General features: G+C 42.3%; 25 protein-coding genes. 18 read left to right on the top strand and 7 right to left on the bottom strand.

The window, feature by feature from the left end; all coding sequences use genetic code 11:
• Nucleotides 1-5: 5 nt before the first annotated feature.
• Together LCM10_RS04510 and LCM10_RS04505 are read right to left on the bottom strand one after the other, a co-directional pair.
• Nucleotides 6-1,412, bottom strand: a complete 1,407-nt coding sequence (locus LCM10_RS04510) for a spore germination protein (RefSeq protein WP_224874972.1) — start codon at nt 1,410-1,412, stop codon at nt 6-8.
• A 572-nt stretch (nt 1,413-1,984) separates the two neighbouring features.
• The gene (locus tag LCM10_RS04505; RefSeq protein ID WP_224874971.1) at nt 1,985-2,404 is read right to left on the bottom strand and encodes a MarR family winged helix-turn-helix transcriptional regulator; all 420 of its coding nucleotides are present in this window, start codon (nt 2,402-2,404) and stop codon (nt 1,985-1,987) included.
• Nucleotides 2,405-2,508: 104 nt separating this feature from the next.
• On the opposite strand from LCM10_RS04505, the gene LCM10_RS04500 reads away from it, so the two are divergent.
• From LCM10_RS04500 to LCM10_RS04460, 9 genes are all read left to right on the top strand, one after another.
• Nucleotides 2,509-3,495, top strand: a complete 987-nt coding sequence (locus LCM10_RS04500) for a YhdH/YhfP family quinone oxidoreductase (RefSeq protein ID WP_224874970.1) — start codon at nt 2,509-2,511, stop codon at nt 3,493-3,495.
• A 383-nt stretch (nt 3,496-3,878) separates the two neighbouring features.
• Nucleotides 3,879-4,778, top strand: coding sequence for an alpha/beta hydrolase (locus tag LCM10_RS04495; RefSeq protein WP_224874969.1), 900 nt, complete (start codon nt 3,879-3,881; stop codon nt 4,776-4,778).
• A 61-nt stretch (nt 4,779-4,839) separates the two neighbouring features.
• Nucleotides 4,840-5,637: an aminoglycoside adenylyltransferase domain-containing protein gene (locus tag LCM10_RS04490; RefSeq protein WP_224874968.1), complete on the top strand. Its 798-nt coding sequence runs from the start codon at nt 4,840-4,842 to the stop codon at nt 5,635-5,637.
• Between the two features lie 191 nt (nt 5,638-5,828).
• Nucleotides 5,829-6,092 (top strand): hypothetical protein, encoded by a 264-nt coding sequence (locus LCM10_RS04485; RefSeq protein WP_224874967.1) that lies wholly within the window; start codon nt 5,829-5,831, stop codon nt 6,090-6,092.
• Nucleotides 6,093-6,140: 48 nt separating this feature from the next.
• On the top strand, nt 6,141-6,344 hold the full coding sequence (locus LCM10_RS04480) for a hypothetical protein (RefSeq protein ID WP_224874966.1): 204 nt from the start codon (nt 6,141-6,143) through the stop codon (nt 6,342-6,344).
• Between the two features lie 34 nt (nt 6,345-6,378).
• Complete coding sequence (locus tag LCM10_RS04475) at nt 6,379-6,795, top strand: cytidine deaminase (RefSeq protein WP_224874965.1); 417 nt, start codon at nt 6,379-6,381, stop codon at nt 6,793-6,795.
• A 57-nt stretch (nt 6,796-6,852) separates the two neighbouring features.
• Nucleotides 6,853-7,395 (top strand): GNAT family N-acetyltransferase, encoded by a 543-nt coding sequence (locus LCM10_RS04470; RefSeq protein ID WP_224874964.1) that lies wholly within the window; start codon nt 6,853-6,855, stop codon nt 7,393-7,395.
• Nucleotides 7,396-7,434: 39 nt separating this feature from the next.
• Nucleotides 7,435-7,917, top strand: a complete 483-nt coding sequence (locus LCM10_RS04465) for a hypothetical protein (protein WP_224874963.1) — start codon at nt 7,435-7,437, stop codon at nt 7,915-7,917.
• 495 nt (nt 7,918-8,412) lie between these two features.
• Complete coding sequence (locus LCM10_RS04460) at nt 8,413-8,733, top strand: hypothetical protein (protein WP_224874962.1); 321 nt, start codon at nt 8,413-8,415, stop codon at nt 8,731-8,733.
• A 901-nt stretch (nt 8,734-9,634) separates the two neighbouring features.
• On the opposite strand, the gene LCM10_RS04455 is transcribed toward LCM10_RS04460, so the two are convergent.
• Nucleotides 9,635-12,667, bottom strand: coding sequence for an efflux RND transporter permease subunit (locus LCM10_RS04455; RefSeq protein WP_224874961.1), 3,033 nt, complete (start codon nt 12,665-12,667; stop codon nt 9,635-9,637).
• Nucleotides 12,668-13,208: 541 nt separating this feature from the next.
• Here LCM10_RS04455 and LCM10_RS04450 point away from each other — a divergent pair.
• Together LCM10_RS04450 and LCM10_RS04445 are read left to right on the top strand one after the other, a co-directional pair.
• Nucleotides 13,209-13,556, top strand: a complete 348-nt coding sequence (locus tag LCM10_RS04450; protein ID WP_224874960.1) for a VOC family protein — start codon at nt 13,209-13,211, stop codon at nt 13,554-13,556.
• Between the two features lie 33 nt (nt 13,557-13,589).
• Nucleotides 13,590-14,666: a DUF3626 domain-containing protein gene (locus LCM10_RS04445; RefSeq protein WP_224875599.1), complete on the top strand. Its 1,077-nt coding sequence runs from the start codon at nt 13,590-13,592 to the stop codon at nt 14,664-14,666.
• Between the two features lie 50 nt (nt 14,667-14,716).
• Here the strand turns inward: LCM10_RS04445 and LCM10_RS04440 are convergent, their stop codons facing one another.
• From LCM10_RS04440 to LCM10_RS04430, 3 genes are all read right to left on the bottom strand, one after another.
• The gene (locus LCM10_RS04440) at nt 14,717-15,169 is read right to left on the bottom strand and encodes a DMT family transporter (protein ID WP_224874959.1); all 453 of its coding nucleotides are present in this window, start codon (nt 15,167-15,169) and stop codon (nt 14,717-14,719) included.
• Nucleotides 15,170-15,181: 12 nt separating this feature from the next.
• Nucleotides 15,182-15,613, bottom strand: coding sequence for a DMT family transporter (locus LCM10_RS04435; protein WP_224874958.1), 432 nt, complete (start codon nt 15,611-15,613; stop codon nt 15,182-15,184).
• Nucleotides 15,614-15,773: 160 nt separating this feature from the next.
• Entirely contained in the window at nt 15,774-16,088 is a 315-nt protein-coding gene (locus LCM10_RS04430; RefSeq protein ID WP_224874957.1) for an ArsR/SmtB family transcription factor, read from the bottom strand.
• Between the two features lie 1,108 nt (nt 16,089-17,196).
• Between LCM10_RS04430 and LCM10_RS04425 the strand changes: the two genes are divergently transcribed.
• From LCM10_RS04425 to LCM10_RS04400, 6 genes are all read left to right on the top strand, one after another.
• The gene (locus LCM10_RS04425) at nt 17,197-17,586 is read left to right on the top strand and encodes a hypothetical protein (protein ID WP_224874956.1); all 390 of its coding nucleotides are present in this window, start codon (nt 17,197-17,199) and stop codon (nt 17,584-17,586) included.
• 171 nt (nt 17,587-17,757) lie between these two features.
• Complete coding sequence (locus LCM10_RS04420) at nt 17,758-18,063, top strand: hypothetical protein (RefSeq protein ID WP_224874955.1); 306 nt, start codon at nt 17,758-17,760, stop codon at nt 18,061-18,063.
• Nucleotides 18,064-18,318: 255 nt separating this feature from the next.
• Nucleotides 18,319-18,996, top strand: coding sequence for a CPBP family intramembrane glutamic endopeptidase (locus tag LCM10_RS04415; RefSeq protein ID WP_224874954.1), 678 nt, complete (start codon nt 18,319-18,321; stop codon nt 18,994-18,996).
• Between the two features lie 45 nt (nt 18,997-19,041).
• Nucleotides 19,042-19,383, top strand: coding sequence for a DUF1272 domain-containing protein (locus LCM10_RS20735; RefSeq protein ID WP_318247468.1), 342 nt, complete (start codon nt 19,042-19,044; stop codon nt 19,381-19,383).
• Between the two features lie 126 nt (nt 19,384-19,509).
• Nucleotides 19,510-20,142: a hypothetical protein gene (locus LCM10_RS04405; protein WP_224874953.1), complete on the top strand. Its 633-nt coding sequence runs from the start codon at nt 19,510-19,512 to the stop codon at nt 20,140-20,142.
• 149 nt (nt 20,143-20,291) lie between these two features.
• Nucleotides 20,292-20,537, top strand: coding sequence for a hypothetical protein (locus LCM10_RS04400; RefSeq protein WP_224874952.1), 246 nt, complete (start codon nt 20,292-20,294; stop codon nt 20,535-20,537).
• 248 nt (nt 20,538-20,785) lie between these two features.
• Here the strand turns inward: LCM10_RS04400 and LCM10_RS04395 are convergent, their stop codons facing one another.
• On the bottom strand, nt 20,786-21,085 hold the full coding sequence (locus LCM10_RS04395) for a hypothetical protein (RefSeq protein WP_224874951.1): 300 nt from the start codon (nt 21,083-21,085) through the stop codon (nt 20,786-20,788).
• 282 nt (nt 21,086-21,367) lie between these two features.
• On the opposite strand from LCM10_RS04395, the gene LCM10_RS04390 reads away from it, so the two are divergent.
• The gene (locus LCM10_RS04390; protein WP_224874950.1) at nt 21,368-22,285 is read left to right on the top strand and encodes a proline dehydrogenase family protein; all 918 of its coding nucleotides are present in this window, start codon (nt 21,368-21,370) and stop codon (nt 22,283-22,285) included.
• Nucleotides 22,286-22,290: the final 5 nt, after the last annotated feature.

The following is a 22,290-nucleotide window of genomic DNA, read 5'->3' as shown; positions in this document are numbered from 1 at the left end:
ATTTCCTATGTTTGTTTTAAGGAGTCATTTCTTTTCTTGGTTTTGATCAATGAATCTTTCAGCCCTCTGATGCGAAGAGGTGCAACAGGTTCCAAATAGGGTTTTCCGAACGACTCCAATCTGCACAGGTGGATCAGTAGGACGGTAAGAGATAGCACAATGCCGACAAACCCAAACGTATTCGCGGCAAGCATGATCGGAAATGCCATGAGTCTGGCGCCCGTTCCCATTTTGTTGACAGGTGCTACGAAAGAGGCAATGGCAGTGAGTGCGATCACGACAATCATCGTATTGGAAACGAAACCTGCTTCTACGACGGCCGATCCGATGACTAATCCACCAACGATCCCGACGGTTTGAGCGATTGGTGAGGGGAGTCGTATAGCAGCTTCCTTCAACAGTTCGAGGGCAAGCTGCATCGCGATGGCTTCATACAATGGCGGTAGCGGCACATAAGCGATTTGTACCCGAATGGCATACAGGATCCATAGAGGCAGAACTTCTGAATGAAAGGACACGACTGCTATGTAAATGGCAGGTAAACAGAGAGCCACCAAAAAGCTGAAAATCCTGATTAACCGAAAGAACGATCCGACCAACCATCTGCTATTATAGTCATCAGGTGACTGATAAAAGCTGAAAAAGGTAATCGGTGAGATCAACACATTCGGATTCCCATCAACCAGAATGATCGATTTCCCTTCTACTAAATAGGATGCAGCCCGGTCTGGCCTTTCTGTATTCATCATTTGAGGGAAAAGGGAAAAGCTATCATCCTCAATCAACTCTTCAAGCTCCCCAGTGGATTGTAGTTCTGCTACATCGATGTTATCCATTCTTTGGAACAACACTTCTAACGGTCCATGCTCCACCAATTCATCAAGATAGAGGATCGCTACTTTTGTCTTTGTCTTTGTACCAAGGGTGTAATTCTTAATCCGGATACTTGGGTTTTTCACTCTTCGTCTAATTAACAAGATATTTTTTTCTATATTCTCGATAAAGCCATCATGCGAGCCCGTGATGGTATGCTCATTCTCAGGCTCTTGGATGGCTCTGTCTGCACTCCCGGCAACGGGCATCGTCAGGACGGTAGGTTCTCCCTCTGTTAATAGAACACAGCTACCCTCGAGCAGTCCGTTCACTACGACTTCCAGATCACTCGTCCTGCTATATTCCGCATTTTTTATGACCGCTTCCGGAACGGTTTCCGATTTGCACTCAAGGAGTGGCGCGATCATGTTCTGTTCCAATCCTTTCTTATCGACTAACGAATTCATATAGATCAGTTTGTAAGAAGTGTTCAGAAAAATGAGATCCCTCATCTTTAAATCTTCAGTATCATATACAGCAGATTTTATTGCTTCTATATTTTCTTCCATGGTTTTTGAAAATGATTTTGAAGGACTCATTCGTGATACACCAGCCGTTCAATTAATGATTCTCTTATTGTTGCCTGAACTGGAATTTTTATGTTCGGGAAGAAAGGTGACGGTACGATACGCGGATCATTCCTTCTGTCGTGGTGAGGATGTTTATAAGGATGGAAGTCATGCTAAAGATTTCATTGAAGAGACAAGGAAAGGCGGGGTCAATTCCTGGAGATTTACGGAGGTATGGCTTTTTCACATTAGATCAAATTGAGGGGGGAATATAAAGTAAGAATAGTAATAACAAATTTCATCGTGCGGCTGGTTTTTTCTGTGAAACGCTGGAACTTGAACCGTGGCATGTGTGCCAGTTATCAAAAATGCGTTCCACATTCTGCATGTACTTGCCACTTTTGAAGAATCCAAATCACTTTCTACATTTGGGACTCAAAGGATAATATTCAAGCAACTTGTCGAAAAATCATTGAGTGAAAGGGCCACCAATCCTGGGTACCCAAATAAAAGTGAGGCAGAGTATGTTCTATACTCTGCCTCCTTATACACGATCACGTCACTACGCTGAATTGCCGATATGGATCGTTCCCATATGAAAATTAAAATTCAGCATTAATAATGGATTCCAAGCCTTTTTTCAGACCTTCTTTTTCTGTCTCTGACAAGTTCTCAAGAACCTTTTCATTCATGGTCCTCGTTGCTGCTTCAATCTTCTCACGTAACTCATATGCTTTTGGCGTAGCGCTCACTAACACATTCCTACGACTGTTCGGATCTACCGAACGTTCGATCAGGCCTGCTTTTTGCATCTTGTCTAAGATTCCCGATATCGTGGGGGCTTCCAGATAAACCATGGTCCCAATTTGTTTAGGGGATAGTTGGCCTTCTCTCCACAAACAGTTCAACACACCGTATTGAGCCGGGGTTACGCCATGTTCCTCCAATAGCTTGCTAAAATATTTGAACACTTTATTCTGACTTACGCTCAGTAAGAAGTTCATGCACTCTTTTAATTCCATTCGATCTCCTCCATTTGACAGTTACTATGATAGCATGTTAGTTTTTGTTGTAAAATACTTTTGTACCAAAAATGTTTTGTTGCAAAGTAAAGGAGAGGATAGTTGTGGACAAGTTCAAGGCGGTTGTTGTAAAAGAAAATGAAGATCAAGTCAATTATGGAATAGAGAATGTGAATCTAGATCATCTTTCTGACGGTGAGGTTGTAATTAAGGTCGAATATACCTCAATCAATTACAAGGATATGCTGGCTGTCCAAAAGAAGGGCGGCGTCATCCGGAATTATCCTATGATTCCTGGCATTGATTTAAGTGGAACGATTGTACAGACGTCCGACGGTCGTTTTAATGAAGGACAAAAAGTGATTGTCACAGGCTTTGATATGGGGATGAGCCATACAGGAGGTTTTGCAGAATATGCGAGGGTCCCTGCTGATTGGATCGTTCCGTTACCAGACAACTTAACACTTAAAGATGCGATGGTTTATGGGACGGCAGGGTTTACCGCAGCACTCTCCATCATGGCTCTGGAGAAGAACGGAATGGATGTAACGAATGATCCACGAATCCTAGTAACAGGTTCAACCGGAGGAGTCGGAAGCATTGCTCTCCAGATTCTCTCTAAAGCCGGATACAAAAAGATCTCTGCGCTCGTGCGAAAAGATCACCAAGAAGAAGTTGCCAAATCATTGGGCGCAACGGATGTCGTGTTTGCAAGTGAATTAGGGGAGCAAACCAAGCCGCTTTCGAAACAAACGTATGACTTTGTCTTGGATACGGTCGGAGGAGAGGTCGCTTCTAAATTGATTCCACAAATCGCTTACGGCGGAAGTATGAGCATGTGCGGAAATGCGGCTGGCATTAAACTAACGTCAACCGTGTTGCCATTCATCCTGAGAGGCATCAACCTATTAGGAATCGATTCAGTCAATGTACCGATCCATCAACGTGGTGCTATCTGGGACAAGTTAGCGAATGAATGGAATATATCAGAAACGACATTGGTAAATGAAAGGACACTGAACGAAGTGCCTGATGTCATTGAAGCGGTTAAGAATGGTCAGCATTTGGGTAGGACGATTATAAAGATCTAATGTGGAAAGTAGAGTGGGGATTGTTCCTGCTCTGCTTTTTTTTTCGGGGAATAATCGGTCCTGCTGCTGAAACACACTCCCTAAGTATAAATAAGGGATTGTCTAAATTGGATTGATTTGGAATAATTGGAATTGAGGACTAAGGTAGGTCAATGTTTAGTTTTTTACTAAATACCTACTAAGGTTAACCACTTAATATAATATTTACTGCTATATTCATCTTGCTTTTTCTTTCAGAACCATAAGGGATAACCAATAATCGAAAAAAAGAATACCACAATATACGTTACTAGGAAAACCGGTGGCGATTATGCTGCTTTCTCTTGATTCAAAAGAAAGCGTTAGAACCGTCCCGGTGTTTTAAATGGTCGTTAACGGAAGGATTGAGACGTATTAATCACTTTATCAACATTCATAACAACCGTATTGAAGTTCTATTAAAAGGGGACCAAGGTCCTCTTATCGTTGTACTTCCAGGAATGGGCTGCTCTTATTATGAGTGGAATGAGATTATACAAACGTTAAGCAAGACTTATAGAGTCCTAGCGTTTCATCGGCGGGGACTGGGACAGAGTGGGCTTGGGAATGGAAGTCAGAATACCTCAACAGTCGTTAGCGATTTAGATGAATTACTCAATCACTTCAAAATCGATGAACCGGTTTACTTAGTAGGGCATTCTTATGGAGGACTATGTGTTCAGCACTTCGCTAACGTTCATCCTGAAAAAGTGGCCGGAGTGATCTTAGTCGATTCGACTTCTGTTGAATTAAAAGAATTAGAAAAGCTTGATCTGCCTGTTTTAAATCAAGACACAGATGAAATGTGGATCGAGAAATGCACGGAATATTCCACCAAGGATAAACAAGAATTATTGGAGATCATTAGGCCTTCACTTAATGAAAAACAACGTCGACTTCCAACAACCATTCAAAACAAACTACTGGACTTTCAAGTGAATCCTACTTTATATAAAGCGATGGCATCAGAGATTAAGGAATGGACGAAAGATGCAGAAGTTATTATGAGGTTGGGTAGCTTTCCTGATTGTCCATTAATCGTGATTGGAAGGGACAAGGAATATACGATCGAATCTCAATCTGAAAATGGAATTCCTGAATGGGAGTTAAGACAGTTGGAGGAGAAGTGGGAAGAGCTAATCACGAACCAGAGTAAATTGTCTTCAAAGAGTGAGTTAATATTTGCGAGTGATTCAGGGCATTCTGTGCATCTTGATCGTCCAGATTTGGTTATTGAGTGTGTACATAAGGTGGTAGAACAATAAACCAATTCTTAATTCTTAAAAGAATAGGTAAGAAATTAGTGATGGAAAAGGTGAATAAAACATGAGCTATAAATGGAGAACATGCCCAACCGAAATCAAAAATTTCATATCACATATACATAAAGAAATCACTAAAATAATAAACGATGACCTGGTTGGCTTCTATCTTCACGGTTCCCTAGCCATGGGTGGCTTCAACCCGGACAGCAGCGACCTTGATCTACTGGCCGTCACGAATCAATCTTTGACAGTTCAAAAGAAGAGGGAATTAGCAGCGTTCTTTTTGAAAACGTCCAATTCACCATATCCGATTGAAATCAGCTACTTGAATCGGGAACAATTAAAGAATTGGCAACACCCATGTCCTTTTGATTTTCATTATAGTGAGTTCTGGCGCGAGCGGTATGTGAATGATCTATTAAAGGGTACATACGAATTTTTAAATGAAGAAATTAACACTGATCCAGATTTGGCAGCTCATTTCACGATTTTGAACAAGAGGGGGATTTGTGTCGCTGGCGAACCCATTGTTGACGTGTTTCCTACCGTACCGCGTTCAGATTACATCTCATCCATCATGGGTGACTTCAAGGATTGCTTGCGTTGTATTGAAGAAGATCCTGTCTATTGTGTGCTCAATGTAATCAGGGTGTACTGGTACCTCAAGGAAGGAGTCATTTCTTCAAAGGAAGAGGCTGGAAACTGGGGGTTGGTAACATTACCACAAGAGTTTAATACCACTGTTTCTAAAGTGGTCGGTTCGTATACCAGTCAAAATGATGCTTATGAGTTTACGGATGAGGAACTGATTCGGTTAAGGGATTATATTGCGGATTGTGTTGAGGGATTGTTAGTTTAAAGAGAGATATCTGAAAGCAGCGGATCAATTCAGCAGGTCAACGAATGAAATGTTGGATTGTAAAACCTTCCCTTAATTACATCCGTCAAACTTTAAAGTGAAAGTATGGAGGCGGAGCTGCTTTTTTTTCTTGTTCTTAAAGGACGAAAGAGCCTCGTTCCAGAAATCATGAGCAACAAGGAGGGGTATTTATGAGCTTTAAGGTGTATAAAATCATTCATCTTATTTTAACGGGAGTCATTACGATCACCATTTCTCTGTTTATTGCAAGCGGAGGATTAGGTGAGAATTATACTGGAAATGCATTTGTTTATCCTCAGTTTTTATTATTTATAGCAGTCTGGCTAATTGGAGCCGTACTTTTGTTTAACAAAAAGGTGCGAACGGTTGGCTTGATTATCAGTGCTTTGCCGACCGTGATTTTCGCTGGGAATATTGTGAGTGCACTTATCTAGTTCAACTAGAGAAGGTGTTGTTTAGGTTCTTTATGGGAGGTGTTATAGATGGAATTAATCAATCGCATACAAGAGGTATTATCAAGTGGACTTGCTTTTGTTGTTTATATTGCGATACCCGCGTTTATTGTTTTTAAAGCGATCAGGAGAAGGAAGCTTCCCAATAACACGTATACTCCTGTAGACGATCTTCTTGAAGGGAAAGTTCGAGATCTTGAGGATGAGGATCATAAGGGAGCTGACCCTCGGTAAGTGGGGGGGCAGGCTTAAAATAAGGGGGATGGAAATGAATATTGAAGAGAGTCTTTATCAGTCTGCGATTGAATTAATCGAAAGTAGATACCCTACTGGTTGGGGAGGAGCAGCTGCAATGTATACTGCAGATGGTCAAATCTTAACGAGTGTATCACCAGAAATTATTAATGCTTCAACAGAATTGTGTATCGAAACTGGCGCGATTCTCGAAGCACATAAATTAAATACGGAGATTACCCACACAATTTGTGTTGTGCGAGAAAATAAAAAGTCTGAATTTATCGTTTTAACCCCATGTGGCATCTGTCAAGAAAGATTATTTTACTGGGGAGAGAATGTAAAGGCAGCTGTAACCAATCAGAACGGTAAGCTGGAATACAAAATGTTGAAAGAGATACAGCCGTATCATTGGTATAAAGCCTATGCGGGGTCTAATTCGCGGGAGTAGAGTGGGGACGATTTTCACTCCGTTTTTCGCTTTAATTAACAAATAATAGGAGGTCCCATGAATACGCATTTTATCAAACTAACCGAACCCACCTTGGAAATCCTTGATGCGTTTAATCGCTGGGAAAACGATCCCGAGTTGATCCCGATGAGTCGCCCTAATCAAAACCGAACAGAATTGGAAACAGAAAGGATCATCACCCTTGATCACATAAAAGAACGTTTGGAACATCTACATATCTACTTGATTTATCAGGATGATCAGCTAATCGGGGAAATGAGCTATATGGTCGACCCGAACCATCTGTATAAAAAAGAGCAAGGAACAGCCTGGATCGGGATTACGATTGGCGAGCCCGATGGCCGTGGCAAGGGGATTGGCTATAAGGCGATGCTATTCCTTGAAGAACAGATTAAGAAGCAAGGCCTTAAACGTATCGAACTGGGCGTATTTGAATTCAATACACAGGCACAAAGGCTGTATAAGAAGCTAGGCTATAAGGAGATTGGCATCATCCATGATTTCACCTATTGGCAGGATAAAATGTGGTCGGATATCCGGATGGAGAAGTACATAGGGGACGATGTGAAGTTAGGGTGATCAGGTAGTTGTTCAAACCGTACCCAAAGGAGAGAGGAAATGGTGAAAAGAAAGAACGTCGTTATTTTTGTACTTCTAGTAATCGCGCTGACTACAATCTTAGTCGGGTGGTCTGTTTCACGAGGCAAGATGCATGATCTAAACGATTCAGAACTAACTTCTAAAATGGAAAGAGCAACCCCGAACGCAAAAATCCCAACGAAAGTGCCGTTTGATGAACTGCAGCTTTATGAGTTTGGTTCTAGGGATCAGGGAATTACGTTCACTCTGTTCAATGCGGATAAAGAGTTCATAACCATTAAAATCATGAGCGAAGAGATTGAGTATCCAAAGGAAATAAAGAAAGAGACGATTAAAATAGGAAATGATGTGAACGGTACGTTCATGCCAGACCATTCGGGGAAAAGAATGATCACCTGGGAACAAGAGGGCATGTACTATGAAATAGCCTATGCCTATAAACTTACTGCGAGTGAGGTTAGTAAAGGGCAGTTGGTGGAGATGGCGGGATCGTTTAAGTAAGACGTTTATTGAATAACAGTATTCCATTTCCGTGGGCATTATCTGAAGCTCCTCAAAAACCACCTTTGGCTGCCGCTAATGAAGGAAACCATTAAAATTCGCCACAGGAGTGTTTCGGTCATTGAAAAAAATCATGTTAATTTTGTCCCTTACACTATTCGTCATTCCAATTGGCATTTTTCTATACAAAGATGCTAAAACAATGCACCTAGATCGTACTGAATTACCCGTGAACAATACCTAACAATTAAAATTGCTCAACGCCATCTTTCGGGTTGGTGGACATCGCGTTCTAGTTTGGAGTCTAAGCCGTTTGCGGAGAAATCAATTGAGGAAACAAAGGAAACGTTCATTATCGACCTAATTGATGAAAGAGATCTTTCTTTTTGTGAGGGCTTCGAAGTAACCATTAAGAAAAGCACGGGGGACGTTTTAAGCGAAAAACGAGTGAATTTCTGTGACTAGGTAATTCACGGACTGAGGAGGATTGTACATATGTATTCATTATTGAATGTAGGAAGCCTGATCCTTGGAGTAGTTGCTTGGTTGCTTCCGGTTGTAAGTCTAGTTGAAAATAAAAAACGAACTAATAGAAGCTTGATGACATACTCCATCATCAGCTTAACTGCTTGCGGGATCTCACTCTTCTTTCAGATTTTCTATACCTACTACAAGGTAAGTGTTGGAGATTGGTCAGCACTTTTAGATACAATGCATTTTACTGCAGCAGTATCCGCTATTTTACTTATCGTTACAGTAATCCTAAATCTAGTCACTTTGTGGGTTTATCGGACAAAGATTACATCTGGAGTATGAATTTATTTCTTACCGATGCTCGGAAAGGATCAATGTAAGTTTGACGATCATACGTTCATGATTGTTAGGCGGGGGTTAGGTGGCAGATTAGTTCACCAGAAGAGAGAGGGATCCTTATGGGTAAAAACGTACAATCTATTTCTATTCTAGTTTTCGGATTGTGTATTCTATTAGGCAGTTGGCTCACTTCGTATTCATTAAGTTCCGGTCAAGAATCAGGGGACAGCACGCAGGACGAGCAGTTCCGGTATGAATTCTGAAAACAACATGATCGTCTTTGATAAACAGACAGGTGATTATTGGAGAAAATTGATAAAGTCGAACGAAGGACCAACTGAGTGGGAAAAGCAGGAGTCACCAATATGGTAGAGTTTTAAAAAAAGAGGCAAAGCTTGTAACGAAATGTCCCCGATCGCGCTGACGTCACGGAAAAGAGCGTAGTTCATATGGAGGTTCTTTTCCTTTGGAATCGGAATCGCCGTTTTTATGTGTTTTAGGATGAAAAAAGCCAAATTAGCTTCTTTATTGATTGAAAAGATAAAGTATTTAAACGAAGTGTGATTTTAGATGATGAAAAGCTACTTTTACTTCGTTATTGAAGGGGTATTTTGCTGTTGAACAAGGATTTTATTATCAAAAAGCGACAATTTATTATCGAAAACTCTGGATATATTATCAAAAAATCACCATTTATTATCAAAAACAAACATATATTATCAAAACTTATGAATCCAGGCTGTTAATACCCACGAGAGTATGTTCAGAGCCAAAAAATGTACAAAATATTTATCGGAGACTGCCCGCTTAAGTGTATATGGGTCATGCCCCGACTTACAAAAACCCCAACCCCAATCCCAACCAAAATAAAACAGGCCGCCAATAAACCCGGCGGCCTTCATTCCTACTGAGCGATCTTCTCCGCACCCTCCAATTGCTGAGCGCGTTGACGCTTCGATTTTCTAAAGTAAAGCAATTCGTAGAACACAGGAACTACCACCAACGTCAGGACAGTTGCACCGGCGAGACCGCCGATGACGACAACCGCAAGCGATTTGGACACGAGGCTTCCGTCTTCGGTGTGACCGAATAGAAGCGGTAGCATGGCACAGATGGTGGCGATGGCGGTCATGACGACAGGACGCAGCCGAGTTCCGCATGCTTCTAGAATGGCGTCGCGGATGATCATCGTTTCTTCGTTCTGCTTGACGCGGTCGATCAGGACGATGGCATTCGTGACGACGATACCGATCAGCATCAGTGCGCCGATGAGAGCCGTTGCATCTGCCGGGACTCGCGCGATGAGCAGTCCGAGGACGGCTCCGATTGAAGCGAGCGGCAGTGTGATCAAGATGGCAAGTGGCGCTTTCAACGTCTTAAAGGTAAGGACCATGATCAGGTAGACAATCAGGATGGAAGCGAGCATCGTCATTCCAAGATCCTTGAAATCGTCTGCCTGTTGAGCAGCTGCGCCTCCGGTATCGAGGGAAACGCCTTTCGGCAGGTCGACCTCTTTGATCTTGGTATCGATATTCTTCGAGATGACCGATAACTCTTCAGGTTCCACCTCTGCCGTGATGCGGACGAATAAGTCACCATCTTTATGCAGGACGGTGCTTGGTTTCTGTTCTTCCGTGATGGAAGCTACTTCAGTCAACGGCTGGATGCCTGAACTTGTTGCGATCGTTAAATCCTTCAGATCGGACAACGTATCCGGGTTGACGCCGGCGTCCAGGAATACAGGCGTTGTTTCGTCATCCAGGTTGATGACTCCGATCGGCTGCGGGTTCAGCAAGGAGCGGATTTGCATCGCTGTTTGCTGGGCGTTCGCTTTTTCGGTGTTCACGTTCACGGTGAAGACAGGTGCTGTTTTCTCCTGGTTACTTGAGACTTTCTTCACTCCATCCACATCTTTGATTTTATCCATAAGTTCTTTGGAAGTAGATAGGAGTTCATTCGTGTCATTTCCGACGACGTCATAGGTGATGCTTGAGTTGGATGATCCCCCGAAGATCGACGATGGTGACGCAGTGATGGTCACATCTTTTTCATCTTTCTTTGCGTCATTCACCTGTTCGATGAAGGATTCAGCATCGGCATCTTCCTTCATGATCACCGTGTAGAATACAGTGTCTGAATCACTGACCGAACCATATTGAGCATTTTCTTCACTTGAGCCGTACTGGGTGATCAAGAAGTCGTATCCTTCAAACCCTGAAATTTTATCCTCGAAGTCTGTCATGCGCTGTTTCATGGTGTCCTGAGGGGTGGCACTCGGGAATTCCATTGTCACAGAGACAAAAGAGGCATCATTTGCATTTGTTGCGGCTTTCGGTAATGCGATGTAAAGGGCGATCGATCCGCCAAATACAAGAATGGCCAAAAGAATGGGAACGAATTTATGATTGAGTGACCAGCGCAGCACGTTTACATAGCGATGAGGTGTGCGGTGGGCAGGCAATGTAGTGTTTTTCAGCATGCCCCGGCTCAATAATGGTACGACGGTCAATGCGACAAGGAGTGATGCGAGCAGTGAGTATGTCACCGTCAAACCGAAAGGAAGCAGGAACGCTTTTAACGAGCCATTGACGAGTCCCATTGGCAGGAATACGGCCACGGTAATGAGAGTGGACGACGTGATGGCACGGGAAACCTCCATGGTCGCTTCGAGCACATTTTGTTTCGTGATCTTCTCATTTTGACTGCGCCGGAAAATATTTTCGACGACGACGATACTGTCATCGACCAGTCGTCCAACCGCTACCGCGACTCCTCCGAGCGTAAGGATGTTTAACGTGACTCCCGATAACCAAAGGAGGAAAAGCGTGATGCAAAGTGATAATGGAATCGAAATGACGGTCACGAGCGTCGGCTTGAATTTTCTTAGGAACAGTAGGATGACGAGTGTTGCGAACAATGCACCGAGCGCGACTTCCCGCACCATGCTGTTCACCGAGTTCTTCACCATATCACCCGTTGTGAACAGTGCGTCTGCTTCGACACCATCATAGTCACGGTTGATTTGATTCACCGTTTCCTTCACTTGTTCCCCGGCCGTCACCGCACTTGCGTCACTCTCTTTGAAAAGGACGATCGCAAGGGCTTCTTTTCCGTTCACCCGCGTGATCGTGTTTTCCGCTTTCACTTTTTCAACGGTTGCGATGTCTTTCAATTTGACGACAGGAGCATTCGGGACCCCCATCGAAACGGGCAGATTCTTCAGTGCATCCACGGACGTCAGGTTATCCGTGACGGTGATGGTACTCTTCTGCCCATCGATCGTCGTGCTTCCTGCAGAAGCGGAAACATCCTGCCCTTGAAGCACACCCATCACCGCGTTGACCGGGATATGTAACGCTTCCAGCTTGTCGTGATCCAGGTTGATTTGAACACGCGGGCTGTTTTCACCTGCGATGGTGACTTGAGAAAGTCCAGGTTTCTTCTCGAACAACGGTTTGAACTCGTCGTTAGCGAGATCAAGATTCTTTTTCGTCAATCCGTCATCGAATGTCACCGACACCTGACCGATTGGGATCATAGAGGTATTCAGCTGCGAGATTAGCGGTTCTCCGACTCCTTCAGGAAGACGGATTCCGTTGATCGCATCCTCGACTTTATTCTTGGCTTCTTTCATATCGGTTTTTGAATCAAAATTAAGTGTGACCTGGGAATATCCCTCACCGGTCGTGGATAGGGTCGATGTTTTTCCTGAAATCGATGCGACCGCTTGTTCCACGGGCTCTGTGATATTCGTTGTCATGGAGCTTGCATCATATCCCTGCCCCAGGGTGACGATCGTCACTTGCGGATTGTCCGCTTCTGGCAAGAATTCCATAGGTAGACGGAAATAGCTGATAATACCGATGATCAACGTGATGACGACCAAAAGCCCCATGGCTGCCTTATTGCGAAACCCCCAGTTTACTAAAGCTTGCATGTGTTTTCCCCCTAATACTGTTGTTGGTTCGTTTTTCCTTCTCTATAAAGATACTGGATTACTGCCTGTTTCACAGCCTCCCTCAGGCCAATATTCACCTAGGTCCTGAGGCGGAGTTCTCACTTCCTTCCTAAAGGTTTGCACAAAATCCATTTTACGGAGGAGCAGGGAAAGGTATTCGTAAAAATGTGTAAAATTTATAAGTTCACGCCTGCTTCTTATGTGTGTAAATAGTCCTGTACAATACAGTATTATAGTAGAAGTGGAAAGAAGTGGGAATGGGGGACTGCTGAATTTTTTCAAAATACAAAATCGGGGACCGTCCCGCATTGCGGTAACGCTTTAGTGTGGTGAGGGACGGTCCCCGATTCTGTGTTTCATGAAGGAGAATCTCTTCTGAACTAGAATACCTTTAGGAGAGTATCTGGCTTAGATCTTGATTGACATGAATCCACTCTGTAACCGCTCGACTTTAAGCGATCGTTCGATGAGAGTGGAAAGTCTTATCGTTTGAATTGAAAAGATAAAGGGAGTGAAAACCATGATAAAAGGCTTCGGGGGTATTTTCTGGAGGACGGAAAACCTGGATGAGGTAAAGAAATGGTACAGTGAAGTATTGAAGATTGATATGGGAGATTGGAATGGAACCATGATAAAGCAAAATTCTGATAGTGAAACAATCTTCTCTTTCTTTAAGGAAGATGACCCTTATTTTCCAACCAATCAGCAAGTCATGTTAAATTTCCAAGTACATGATCTTAACGAAACCATGGAGCACCTGAATCAAGTCGGTGTGCGGTTGGAAAGGGAAAAAGAGGTCAGTGAATTTGGTCAGTTCATTTGGATTAAAGATCCTGATGGCAGGCTGATTGAGCTGTGGGAGAAATAATGGGTTTTATTGAGTGAGGAGAGACGGTTCATGATGGGGTTAACATCTTCACAACAACAAGCATTGGATTACTTTACAGCCTATGCCTTTACATATAAGGCGGAAGCGAAGGCCACCATCCAACATATACTGAAGATGTCTAATATCACAGATGAATTGTTTGAACATGCGGTTCATCAAATGAAGACGACAGCTCAGATCGGTGTCCACTTCCATCCGGATCGACCTACTGCTACAATGTTGAACGTCGCTGATTCCATGCTGAAACACGGGGAAGTTAAGAGTCAATTTGAAACATTGATATCAAATGGGAAAGTTTCACCACTCCCAGGTGGAGACCGGGATTTGTGGGAAGAGAAAATCTTTGGCGGAGCTTATCAGTCAAACCATGCAAAAATGAACGAACGGCCGAAGTATGGGGCGCTAAATCTGATGTTGCATCCCGATGGACCTTCTCCGCGGTTCGGCTCGTGCTATTTTTTACTAGCACCTAATGTATCATCCCGTTCAACCTTTACATACCTGGACTCTCACCAAAATCCCTTTGAGAAAGGGACCTATCAAGAATTTGACCTGATCTTGGCAGCGCTTTTGGAAGAACTATTCACAAGAGAGTCTGCATTGGGCGAGAAGAATTTGACTCCGACAAGGTTCATTCACCACGTGTTCTCATCTATCAAAAAAGGCAGAAGAGGAAGCGTGGCGAATCGAAACCTGAATCACTACATGGAAGCCCAAATCCACGGGCCGATATCTCTGGAAAAAGATGTGGAAGTTCTGGTTGCCGATCCGTCTTTTAAGAATACGACTGTCGGTAAAACACTGGAGCAAATATGCTCCCGCTATTCCATCAATCTTGAATGGCATATGGGTTTTACCCTCCATGAGGATGATGTTCCAGCTGACTTCAGGGGACCATCGATGCCATCTTTGGCCAAGCGGATCTCTAAGGAAAAATTCATTGACGCACACACAATCGGGCTCGCGGTCATGGACCTGAAGCAGAATCCGGATGCTTGGTGCGACCGGGGAACGTATGAGGAAGTGCTGCAGGAATTAATGCTTTTATGGCATGTGCTTGTAAAGTACGGAAGACCAATGGAACCATAAAACAGGTCTGACCCTCATACGATGGTCAGACCTGTTTCACTATCTTATCATTAGGACGTTTGGGCTGTATTCCCTTTATAAACGAAATAAAGCGCAAGCATCATACACACTAGCGCGAGCCAACGCTTCGGGTCCATCGGAATTTCCACACCGCCGAACCAGCCGAAGTGATCGATGACCATGCCGGCGATGAGTTGACCGATGACGGTAGAGATGTTGGCTGCGGTCACACCGATGATCGGTACGGAAAGGACGGTCAGAAACAGGTAGCCAACCCCGAATAGAACGGCACTCAATTGCCACTTAGGCGCATGGAGCAGCGCAAGGACATCGCCTTGTCCAAAAAATAAAATGATCAGGATGAGAAAGAGGGTTCCGGTTGCGAACGTTAGGAACGCACTTTCCAAGGTCCCGGCTTTCTTACTGAAGGTCCCGTTGATGGACGATTGTGCACTTAACATGATCCCTGCAAGCAGGGTGAATAGAATGATAAAGAAACTCATGCTGTCTCCTCCTTAGAAGATTAGTAGTAACGCCACGGACATAAATCCGATGGCTAATAGTTGATAGGTGTTAACTGGGTTCTTCCGACTTCCAAGCCATCCAAAGTGCTCGATCAGGATACTCATCGCCATTTGACCAAGGATGACGGAAACCATGGACAAGCCAACGCCGACGATCGGAATACTGATGACAAGAATCGTTAAATAGACGACACCGAGAATCCCTCCAAGCAGATTCCATTTCGGCGCTTTAAACGTATAGGATAGCTTTCCCTTTCCGAAAAAAAGAAGGGCGAGCCCTAAAATGATCGATCCAGTGAAGAAGTTATAAAAGCTGCTTTCGAGTTTACCGACACTTTTACCGAGCTCACCGTAAATGGCCCCCTCGATGCTGAGTGCCATCCCTGCAATCAGGGCAACGAGATAAATGATGAATTTTTTCATGATGCACGTGGTCTCCTTTAGTTTTATATTTTTAGATATTGAAAATTAACGATATATAAAGACGAGAACGATTCTACATATCGAGAATTAACGATATATAAAGGTGAAAATAAATCTATATATCGAGAAATATAGATGTGTTAATCAAAGAAAAAACCCATTACAGGTCTTTTCCGATATAATCCGCTAAAGTTGAGATGGTCTGTTCGTTTCTTCGATAGTACGTCCACTTTCCATGCCGCTCGGATTCGAGGAGGTTTGCTTTTTGCATCATCGACAAGTATTGGGAGATCGTCGACTGCGAAAGATTGGCCTTCTCTTGAATGTCCCCGACACAGACACCACCTTTTTCGCTCAGATTTTTTGATAAGTGAGCGGTCGGCTTATCAAAATGTTTATGCGGTTCTTTCAGCCACTGCAAAATGTTCAAACGGGTTTCATTGGATAAAGCCTTGAATAAATCGATAGTATTCATGGGAATCATACTAATCGGTTTTTCTCGATATGTCAATATTTTTGAATGCGATGGAGAGTTTGAATTTTAAAAAGCCCGTCAAGTTCTGGTCAAAAGAGAAATAATAATAGACAGCGCTGGCCTAATCGGCAGGTCCCCTTATCCTTCAAACATACTTACTACTGTTATAATAATGGGAGAACAAATTTGAAACACAGGTGGTTGTTATTCAACGAGCATGAATAATAACGATATGTACAACGTTATCAAGAAGGTATGTGGATTAAAAAGGGGAGATTGTCTTGGTCGAGTCTAAAGAAGTATGCGAAGCCTGTAAGATCAATTTAATAAGCGTTGTAGAGGAAACAACCTTATAGGGTTTGTTTAGAGTGTCATGACAGATTAGTAAACTATTCTCTTAAACCAATTGAGTGGTATAACTTAGCGATGATTCATTCCCCCAAGAAATTCTGATTACACGATGATTTTTATGAGGATTAAAAAGCTACCGTTACTATGTAAAGTTGGTATTGTTATAGTTTATTTAGGGATCATTTCGTTTCTTACTTATTACATACTAGATCTTTAGGCAGTACTCTAATCAAGCAGCTTAGCTCTCATTTTCCCATTTATTCTTTCGTAATCGGTCTGTTGGGTATTCTTATCACGATCATCTTTGATAAAGATCGAACAAAGAGAACCAAGACTGGTCCTTTAGATGGCGGTGTTTAAAGATAGTGGGGGTAAACCCCTTTTTCTAAGTGGCATACGAATGCAGTATTTGGATTGAATAACTATAATTGACTTGCTTTTTTATTGGAATTTTACGATATGTAAATGAAATGTGATTTTTGCAGATAGTTGGTGGATGAAGGGGTATTATTCACTGGAGCAAGGAAGATATTATCAAAATATGCCAAGATATTATCAACAATCAGGTTATATTATCAAAATTGGCATTTTATTATCAAAAACAGAAATATATTATCAAAAACTAACATGTTAGGTGCGCTATACCTGGTGGTGTATCTTAAGAATTTTGATACCGTGATGGTGACTTTCGCTCATCACGGTGACGCGCCACAACTTGCAGGAAAAAATGTTTTCAAAACTCTTTAAGGAGGATAAAATGTCAAAACGGGAAATCTCGTTTACCAGAATTGACTTGGACCAGTTAAGTTCAAAAGAGCAAAGCCGTTACAAGAGAAAGCTAACGTTATTCCATTATTTTTCTAAGCTTACTAAAAAGGCGCCGATCTTAGTGGAGTTTGGAGATAGTGCCACCTACACAACGATTATGGCAATTAGGAAAGAGTTTTTTAAAGGAAAAGCAATTGTCTTCAATCGGGTATTTGGGGACAGGTGGGGTATAGAGGTTTATTATGATATCGTTGAAAACCAAGTACAAAAGCCTAAAGAACTAATGATTAATGATACTACATATGTGTATGATATGATCAACATTGATATAGGGATAAAAGGATATGGAGCTACGGAATATAAGGGTGAGTTAGAGTGAAATAACAAGATGAGTGCACGGAAGTTGCGGACTGTACAACTACTGTGCTTTCTTAATGTAGGGTCAATCAGATCATAAAAGGTTGACCTATTTGATTGGTGTTTTTTAATTATGTAGGAGTAGAAGAACCGTCCACCTGTTTATAGGAAGGAAAGGGGGAGGGGGAAACAAATGCCTCAATCACTGGATGCTCAAACCTACATCATCCCATTTTTTCTTTTGGCTACCTTCAGTCTTTTTCACACTAAAACGGCCGATTATAAACCACATACTAGAATAAAGATGTATGCAATCACGGTATTTTTATATTTAGGGACAATCTACATAATTGGAATGGCGTATATCGATTCAATACTGTTTGGTAAAGTGACACTAGCAACTGCTGCGATTTTGGTGGTTTTTATTTTTTTAGTACCAAATAAATGGATTGATAAGAATTTTGACAAGTGGGAGAAAAGCAAGAGAAGGAAACGGTAATAATATTATGTAAAGTCGTTTGTTTTTTAGTATTATTATTTATAAAGAAAGGTCGATAATAGCCACAATCTATTAGAAGCACAATACTACAGCATACCATTTCTGATTATCGCGACTTATGGGTTGAGTTATACTTGAAAGGCAGAGTTAAAATTTTATGCAACGGTAGATTTGCTATATTTAGGCTCAGTTCTGACAGAAAGGGTTGCATAAAATCATTCTGGAAAAAACGTTATAAATGAGTGGGGGATCTCCATGTTGAATAGCTTGTCTACAAATGAATCAATCGCTTTGAAGGAAGAGGCGTCTTTCATTAGGTTCAAAACCTTGGGGTTCTATCTGATTCTATTGGCGGTACCCGGTTCCTTCATTAATAACCTTCCACTTCAGGGCGTTGCATATGAAGGAGTCAAGGGACTCAGTTGGTTTACATATTTTATGCTCGTCACTCTTTGTTTCAAGGATATCAGAAGCTTTCTCACTCCGTTGTGGAACGTCAAAGCCTTCAAAAAGCCCCGAACCTATCTATGGATGTTTCTTTCCTTGATACTCCCATACACCTTGTTGCACGGATGTCTATATTTCGAAGTGTTGCTGAACAAAGATTTTGTGTTTTATTTTAAAAATCAACTGTTATATGCCAGCAGCTGGAGCAAGACACTTGAAGTGGCGGTGCTCACCCCGATATGGGAAGAGTTCGTGTTCAGGGGTATTTTACTTTGGATGCTAGTTAGGTTCATGAAGCCATATTGGGCAGTCGGCATTACATCGATCGTGTTCGGAGTGATCCATTCTTCGGATATTTGGGTGATTACGATATTGGCAGGTTGTTTACTTACACTGACGGCTTATAAGACAAAATCGATATTGCCTTCCATCGTTGCCCATTCACTCTGGAATTTATATATGGTGCAGTTGATTCTTTATTTTTAGGTGATAGGAACGGTGGGCATTTTTAATTGGCGGAGTGTGTGATGAATGCATGGTCAGAACCATCCAGCTTGGACTCAATCAGGAGCCAATTCTTCCAACAATATTACCCTAAAAATGAAATTGCTTTTTCCCTCAATTTTCCACATGATAAGAACGAGAGTACTAGTAAAGGGAGGGATTGGTTTGGGCTTAGAAATGAGATCAACTTGCGAAAAATGTGAAAAAAATCTTGTTAAAAGTGATATAGCATTCATTTGTATTCATGAATGTCCTTTTTGCCATGAATGCACTGAAAGCATGGAGTTTGTTTGTCCTAATTGTGAAGGCGAATTTGTTAGGCGTCCAAGAGAAACTGTCGACATCCTATTGGCGCAAGATCCTACATAACATCTTAACGAATGATCACCCAGAAGTCGGTTTGCCGATGTGTATTTAAGCAAGGAAATTGAAATCAAGAGTGAGTGGAACCACGGGAGCAGTCCCTGCTGTTCCTCAGCTTTAGGAGGCGTTCTTGTGTCAGTTAACTTATACCAGATTCATATAAAAACGGTAGAGATTAATAAAGTTACATCTTTTTTGGTAAGTTGGCTTGCGGATGAATATGGTGAAATGCCTTTTGTTCGGTCAAATCAAGATTCATCATTCACTTTTTTTAACAGTGAAAACCCGACCATGTTCGCATTGGGGCAATTGCATGATGGATGGCTAACGGTATTGCACGATTCCTTTGAACCGTTAATGGACTTAACATCCAGTCTTTCTTCTTCCTTCCAAACATCTGCCATACAAGCACTGGGGCAAAGTACGGTTGATACCTATCATTTGAGTATCTTTAACGAGGGGCAATTATTGCGTAAGATCGACGCAGGTGAAGAGTATAACGGAGTGGAACAATCCGGTGAACCATTTCCTTTTGAAAAGGAATCAATGAACGAGAAGATCGGTTCGGGGGAACCATCCTTTTTTGACTATCAAGACATGCAAAAATACTGCCTTCATTTTGGTATTGATTTGTTGAAAGACCCTTCTGAAATTGATGGGGCATGGGAAGTCATACAACTAGAACTTGAGCAGAAATCCCCACATAGCGATTCTAGGAAGTCGATTTTGGATAATATTTTTCGTCTGTTTCGAAAAAAGAATTAAAGGGGACGTTTTTAGAATGGATGTTGACTGCTTTATGTAAACCGGGCTTATTTTTGGCGGATTTCATTGAAAACTAGATTTTTTCCCATTCTATTAATCTTATCCATCCTTCTTCTGCCTGTAACATTGGTGAAAATCCAAGAGAACATTTGGACGAAATCTACATCCATGCATTGGACGCCATGATGGAAAAGGATGAGGCATTGAATAGTGAGATGGCATTTATTGCGATTGATATGACTAATTTAGATGGAATAGATGAGGAACAGCAAAAAGCGATCTTAAACTATTTTAACGATGAATATAAGGTCGCAGTCATGAATGCCACAATGGAAGAACTAAAAGAAAAAGGATACCATGACCCAGCCACAGTGGCATTGGAGGGCGTACTTTGAGAAGGTTGATTTCACATTTACTCACAATGAATCTTTTGAAGGCTCTAAAGATAGGTCGGGAAAAGGGGCAATCGGGGTGGAAAGTACTGTTCACTTTGATGATGGAGATTGGCGAATCAAAGAGTCGAAGCAAACTTGGGTGAGTTAATGGAGGTGCGAGTGGCATCTCTTTTTATTTTACTTCAGAATCGAACTCAGTTAAAAGTTCTTGCTTGTCATTTTAATGCGCCACAATATGAGTCGAATGTTTAATCAGGGACCGTCCAACAGCTCATAATGGATAGTGCAGCTTTTGTCGGATTATGTAGAATGGCAGATAAATCGAAAAAATGGCAGATAAAATCGGAAAACGGCAGATAAATTTCAAAAACGGAAGATAAAATCGGAAAATGGAAGATAAATTTCAAAAACGGCAGATAAATCTCCCACTCCACCAGATAACCACTCAAATTCCCCTTCACAAGCTCGATCAGGCCCTGCATATAAGCAAAATTTGAAGCCAATCCTTCCGTTTCCAACAGGATCCCGGAACAACACCAAAAAACCACAGCCACAATCTCCTCAAAATGGGAACCCCTTCAACAACGGCTCCCCCCACCCTCACACCACGGAAACCGCACTTACAACAAAACCACAAGCATAAACGCCCAACTTGCCACCACACAAACCCGTCTTTTGTGTCTTCACCATAAACCAACCCACAAATGTTTGTGGCCAGAGCACGTTGTTTCAGAAACACTTTTCCCGTTATACTTTTCTTAAGATTTACATTTCTTCGTTTAATCACTCCACACTTGAGGTAACAGTCACTATAAGGAGGTGTTGTAATCATGGAAGCAATCAGTAAGCGTTTCTTCTTGTTTCTTTCCCACAATAAGACGTTGGATAAGATGGCGAAACGGTGGGGATCGAAATTTGGGGCTAATAAGCTTGTCGGGGGAGAAACCTTTTCACAAGCGATTCCATTGATTACGCAATTGAACGAAGAAGGATTCCAGGTTACAGTCGATCATCTTGGAGAATACGTTGAATCGACAGAGGTGGCTCACGAGAATGTCCAACGATGTATCCAGAGTATCAGTGCCATCGCGTATCACGGGCTGGACACTGAAATTTCTGTGAAACTGACGTCCCTGGGATTGGATATCAGCGAAGAGCTTGTCATGGAAAACATGGAGTTGATTCTATCGAAGGCAGAAGAGAGTGGAATCACGATTACCCTCGATATGGAGGATTCCACGAGGTGCCATCGCATCCTTGATGTTTACAAAAAGCTCCGTCAGAAGTACAGCAATGTGGGGACGGTGATTCAATCCTATCTCTATGTATCTGAGAAGGATGTGGATGATCTCAATCAATATTCCCCGTATTTGAGGCTTGTGAAGGGTGCTTATAATGAATCGGGTAAAGTGGCGTTCCAGGAAAAGAAGAAGGTGGATGAAAATCTGAAGCATCTCATCAAGAAGCAGCTCTTGAACGGCCATTATACAGCGGTCGCGAGCCATGATGAAGCGATGATCGATTATACCATCGGATTAGTGAAGGAACACAACATCCCTAATGACCGCTTCGAGTTTCAAATGCTGTATGGCATGCGGAACCAATTGCAGTCCGATTTAGTGAAAAAAGGGTACACAGTCCGCATTTACTTGCCATATGGCGAGGACTGGTATGGGTATTTCATGCGACGCTTGGCTGAACGGCCGGCGAATATCGCATTTGCACTGAAGGGAATCTTCAGTAAATAAACTAC

The sequence above is a fragment of the Rossellomorea aquimaris genome (genome assembly GCF_020171925.1).
GTDB classification, from domain to species: Bacteria; Bacillota; Bacilli; order Bacillales; family Bacillaceae_B; genus Rossellomorea; species Rossellomorea aquimaris_F.
Note: the sequence above shows the minus strand (reverse complement) of the source record. Positions and strands in the feature narration are given on the sequence as shown.

Coding starts and splice junctions, on each gene's coding strand:
- LCM10_RS04480 (WP_224874966.1), top strand. CDS start 6,141: ATGGAATTAATCAATCGCATACAAGAGGTATTATCAAGTGGACTTGCT.
- LCM10_RS04505 (WP_224874971.1), bottom strand. CDS start 2,404: ATGGAATTAAAAGAGTGCATGAACTTCTTACTGAGCGTAAGTCAGAAT.
- LCM10_RS04490 (WP_224874968.1), top strand. CDS start 4,840: ATGAGCTATAAATGGAGAACATGCCCAACCGAAATCAAAAATTTCATA.
- LCM10_RS04415 (WP_224874954.1), top strand. CDS start 18,319: ATGTTGAATAGCTTGTCTACAAATGAATCAATCGCTTTGAAGGAAGAG.
- LCM10_RS04440 (WP_224874959.1), bottom strand. CDS start 15,169: ATGAGTTTCTTTATCATTCTATTCACCCTGCTTGCAGGGATCATGTTA.
- LCM10_RS04455 (WP_224874961.1), bottom strand. CDS start 12,667: ATGCAAGCTTTAGTAAACTGGGGGTTTCGCAATAAGGCAGCCATGGGG.
- LCM10_RS04475 (WP_224874965.1), top strand. CDS start 6,379: ATGAATATTGAAGAGAGTCTTTATCAGTCTGCGATTGAATTAATCGAA.
- LCM10_RS04420 (WP_224874955.1), top strand. CDS start 17,758: ATGCCTCAATCACTGGATGCTCAAACCTACATCATCCCATTTTTTCTT.
- LCM10_RS04425 (WP_224874956.1), top strand. CDS start 17,197: ATGTCAAAACGGGAAATCTCGTTTACCAGAATTGACTTGGACCAGTTA.
- LCM10_RS04465 (WP_224874963.1), top strand. CDS start 7,435: ATGGTGAAAAGAAAGAACGTCGTTATTTTTGTACTTCTAGTAATCGCG.
- LCM10_RS20735 (WP_318247468.1), top strand. CDS start 19,042: ATGCATGGTCAGAACCATCCAGCTTGGACTCAATCAGGAGCCAATTCT.
- LCM10_RS04430 (WP_224874957.1), bottom strand. CDS start 16,088: ATGAATACTATCGATTTATTCAAGGCTTTATCCAATGAAACCCGTTTG.
- LCM10_RS04460 (WP_224874962.1), top strand. CDS start 8,413: ATGTATTCATTATTGAATGTAGGAAGCCTGATCCTTGGAGTAGTTGCT.
- LCM10_RS04485 (WP_224874967.1), top strand. CDS start 5,829: ATGAGCTTTAAGGTGTATAAAATCATTCATCTTATTTTAACGGGAGTC.
- LCM10_RS04450 (WP_224874960.1), top strand. CDS start 13,209: ATGATAAAAGGCTTCGGGGGTATTTTCTGGAGGACGGAAAACCTGGAT.
- LCM10_RS04470 (WP_224874964.1), top strand. CDS start 6,853: ATGAATACGCATTTTATCAAACTAACCGAACCCACCTTGGAAATCCTT.
- LCM10_RS04445 (WP_224875599.1), top strand. CDS start 13,590: ATGGGGTTAACATCTTCACAACAACAAGCATTGGATTACTTTACAGCC.
- LCM10_RS04435 (WP_224874958.1), bottom strand. CDS start 15,613: ATGAAAAAATTCATCATTTATCTCGTTGCCCTGATTGCAGGGATGGCA.
- LCM10_RS04510 (WP_224874972.1), bottom strand. CDS start 1,412: ATGAGTCCTTCAAAATCATTTTCAAAAACCATGGAAGAAAATATAGAA.
- LCM10_RS04390 (WP_224874950.1), top strand. CDS start 21,368: ATGGAAGCAATCAGTAAGCGTTTCTTCTTGTTTCTTTCCCACAATAAG.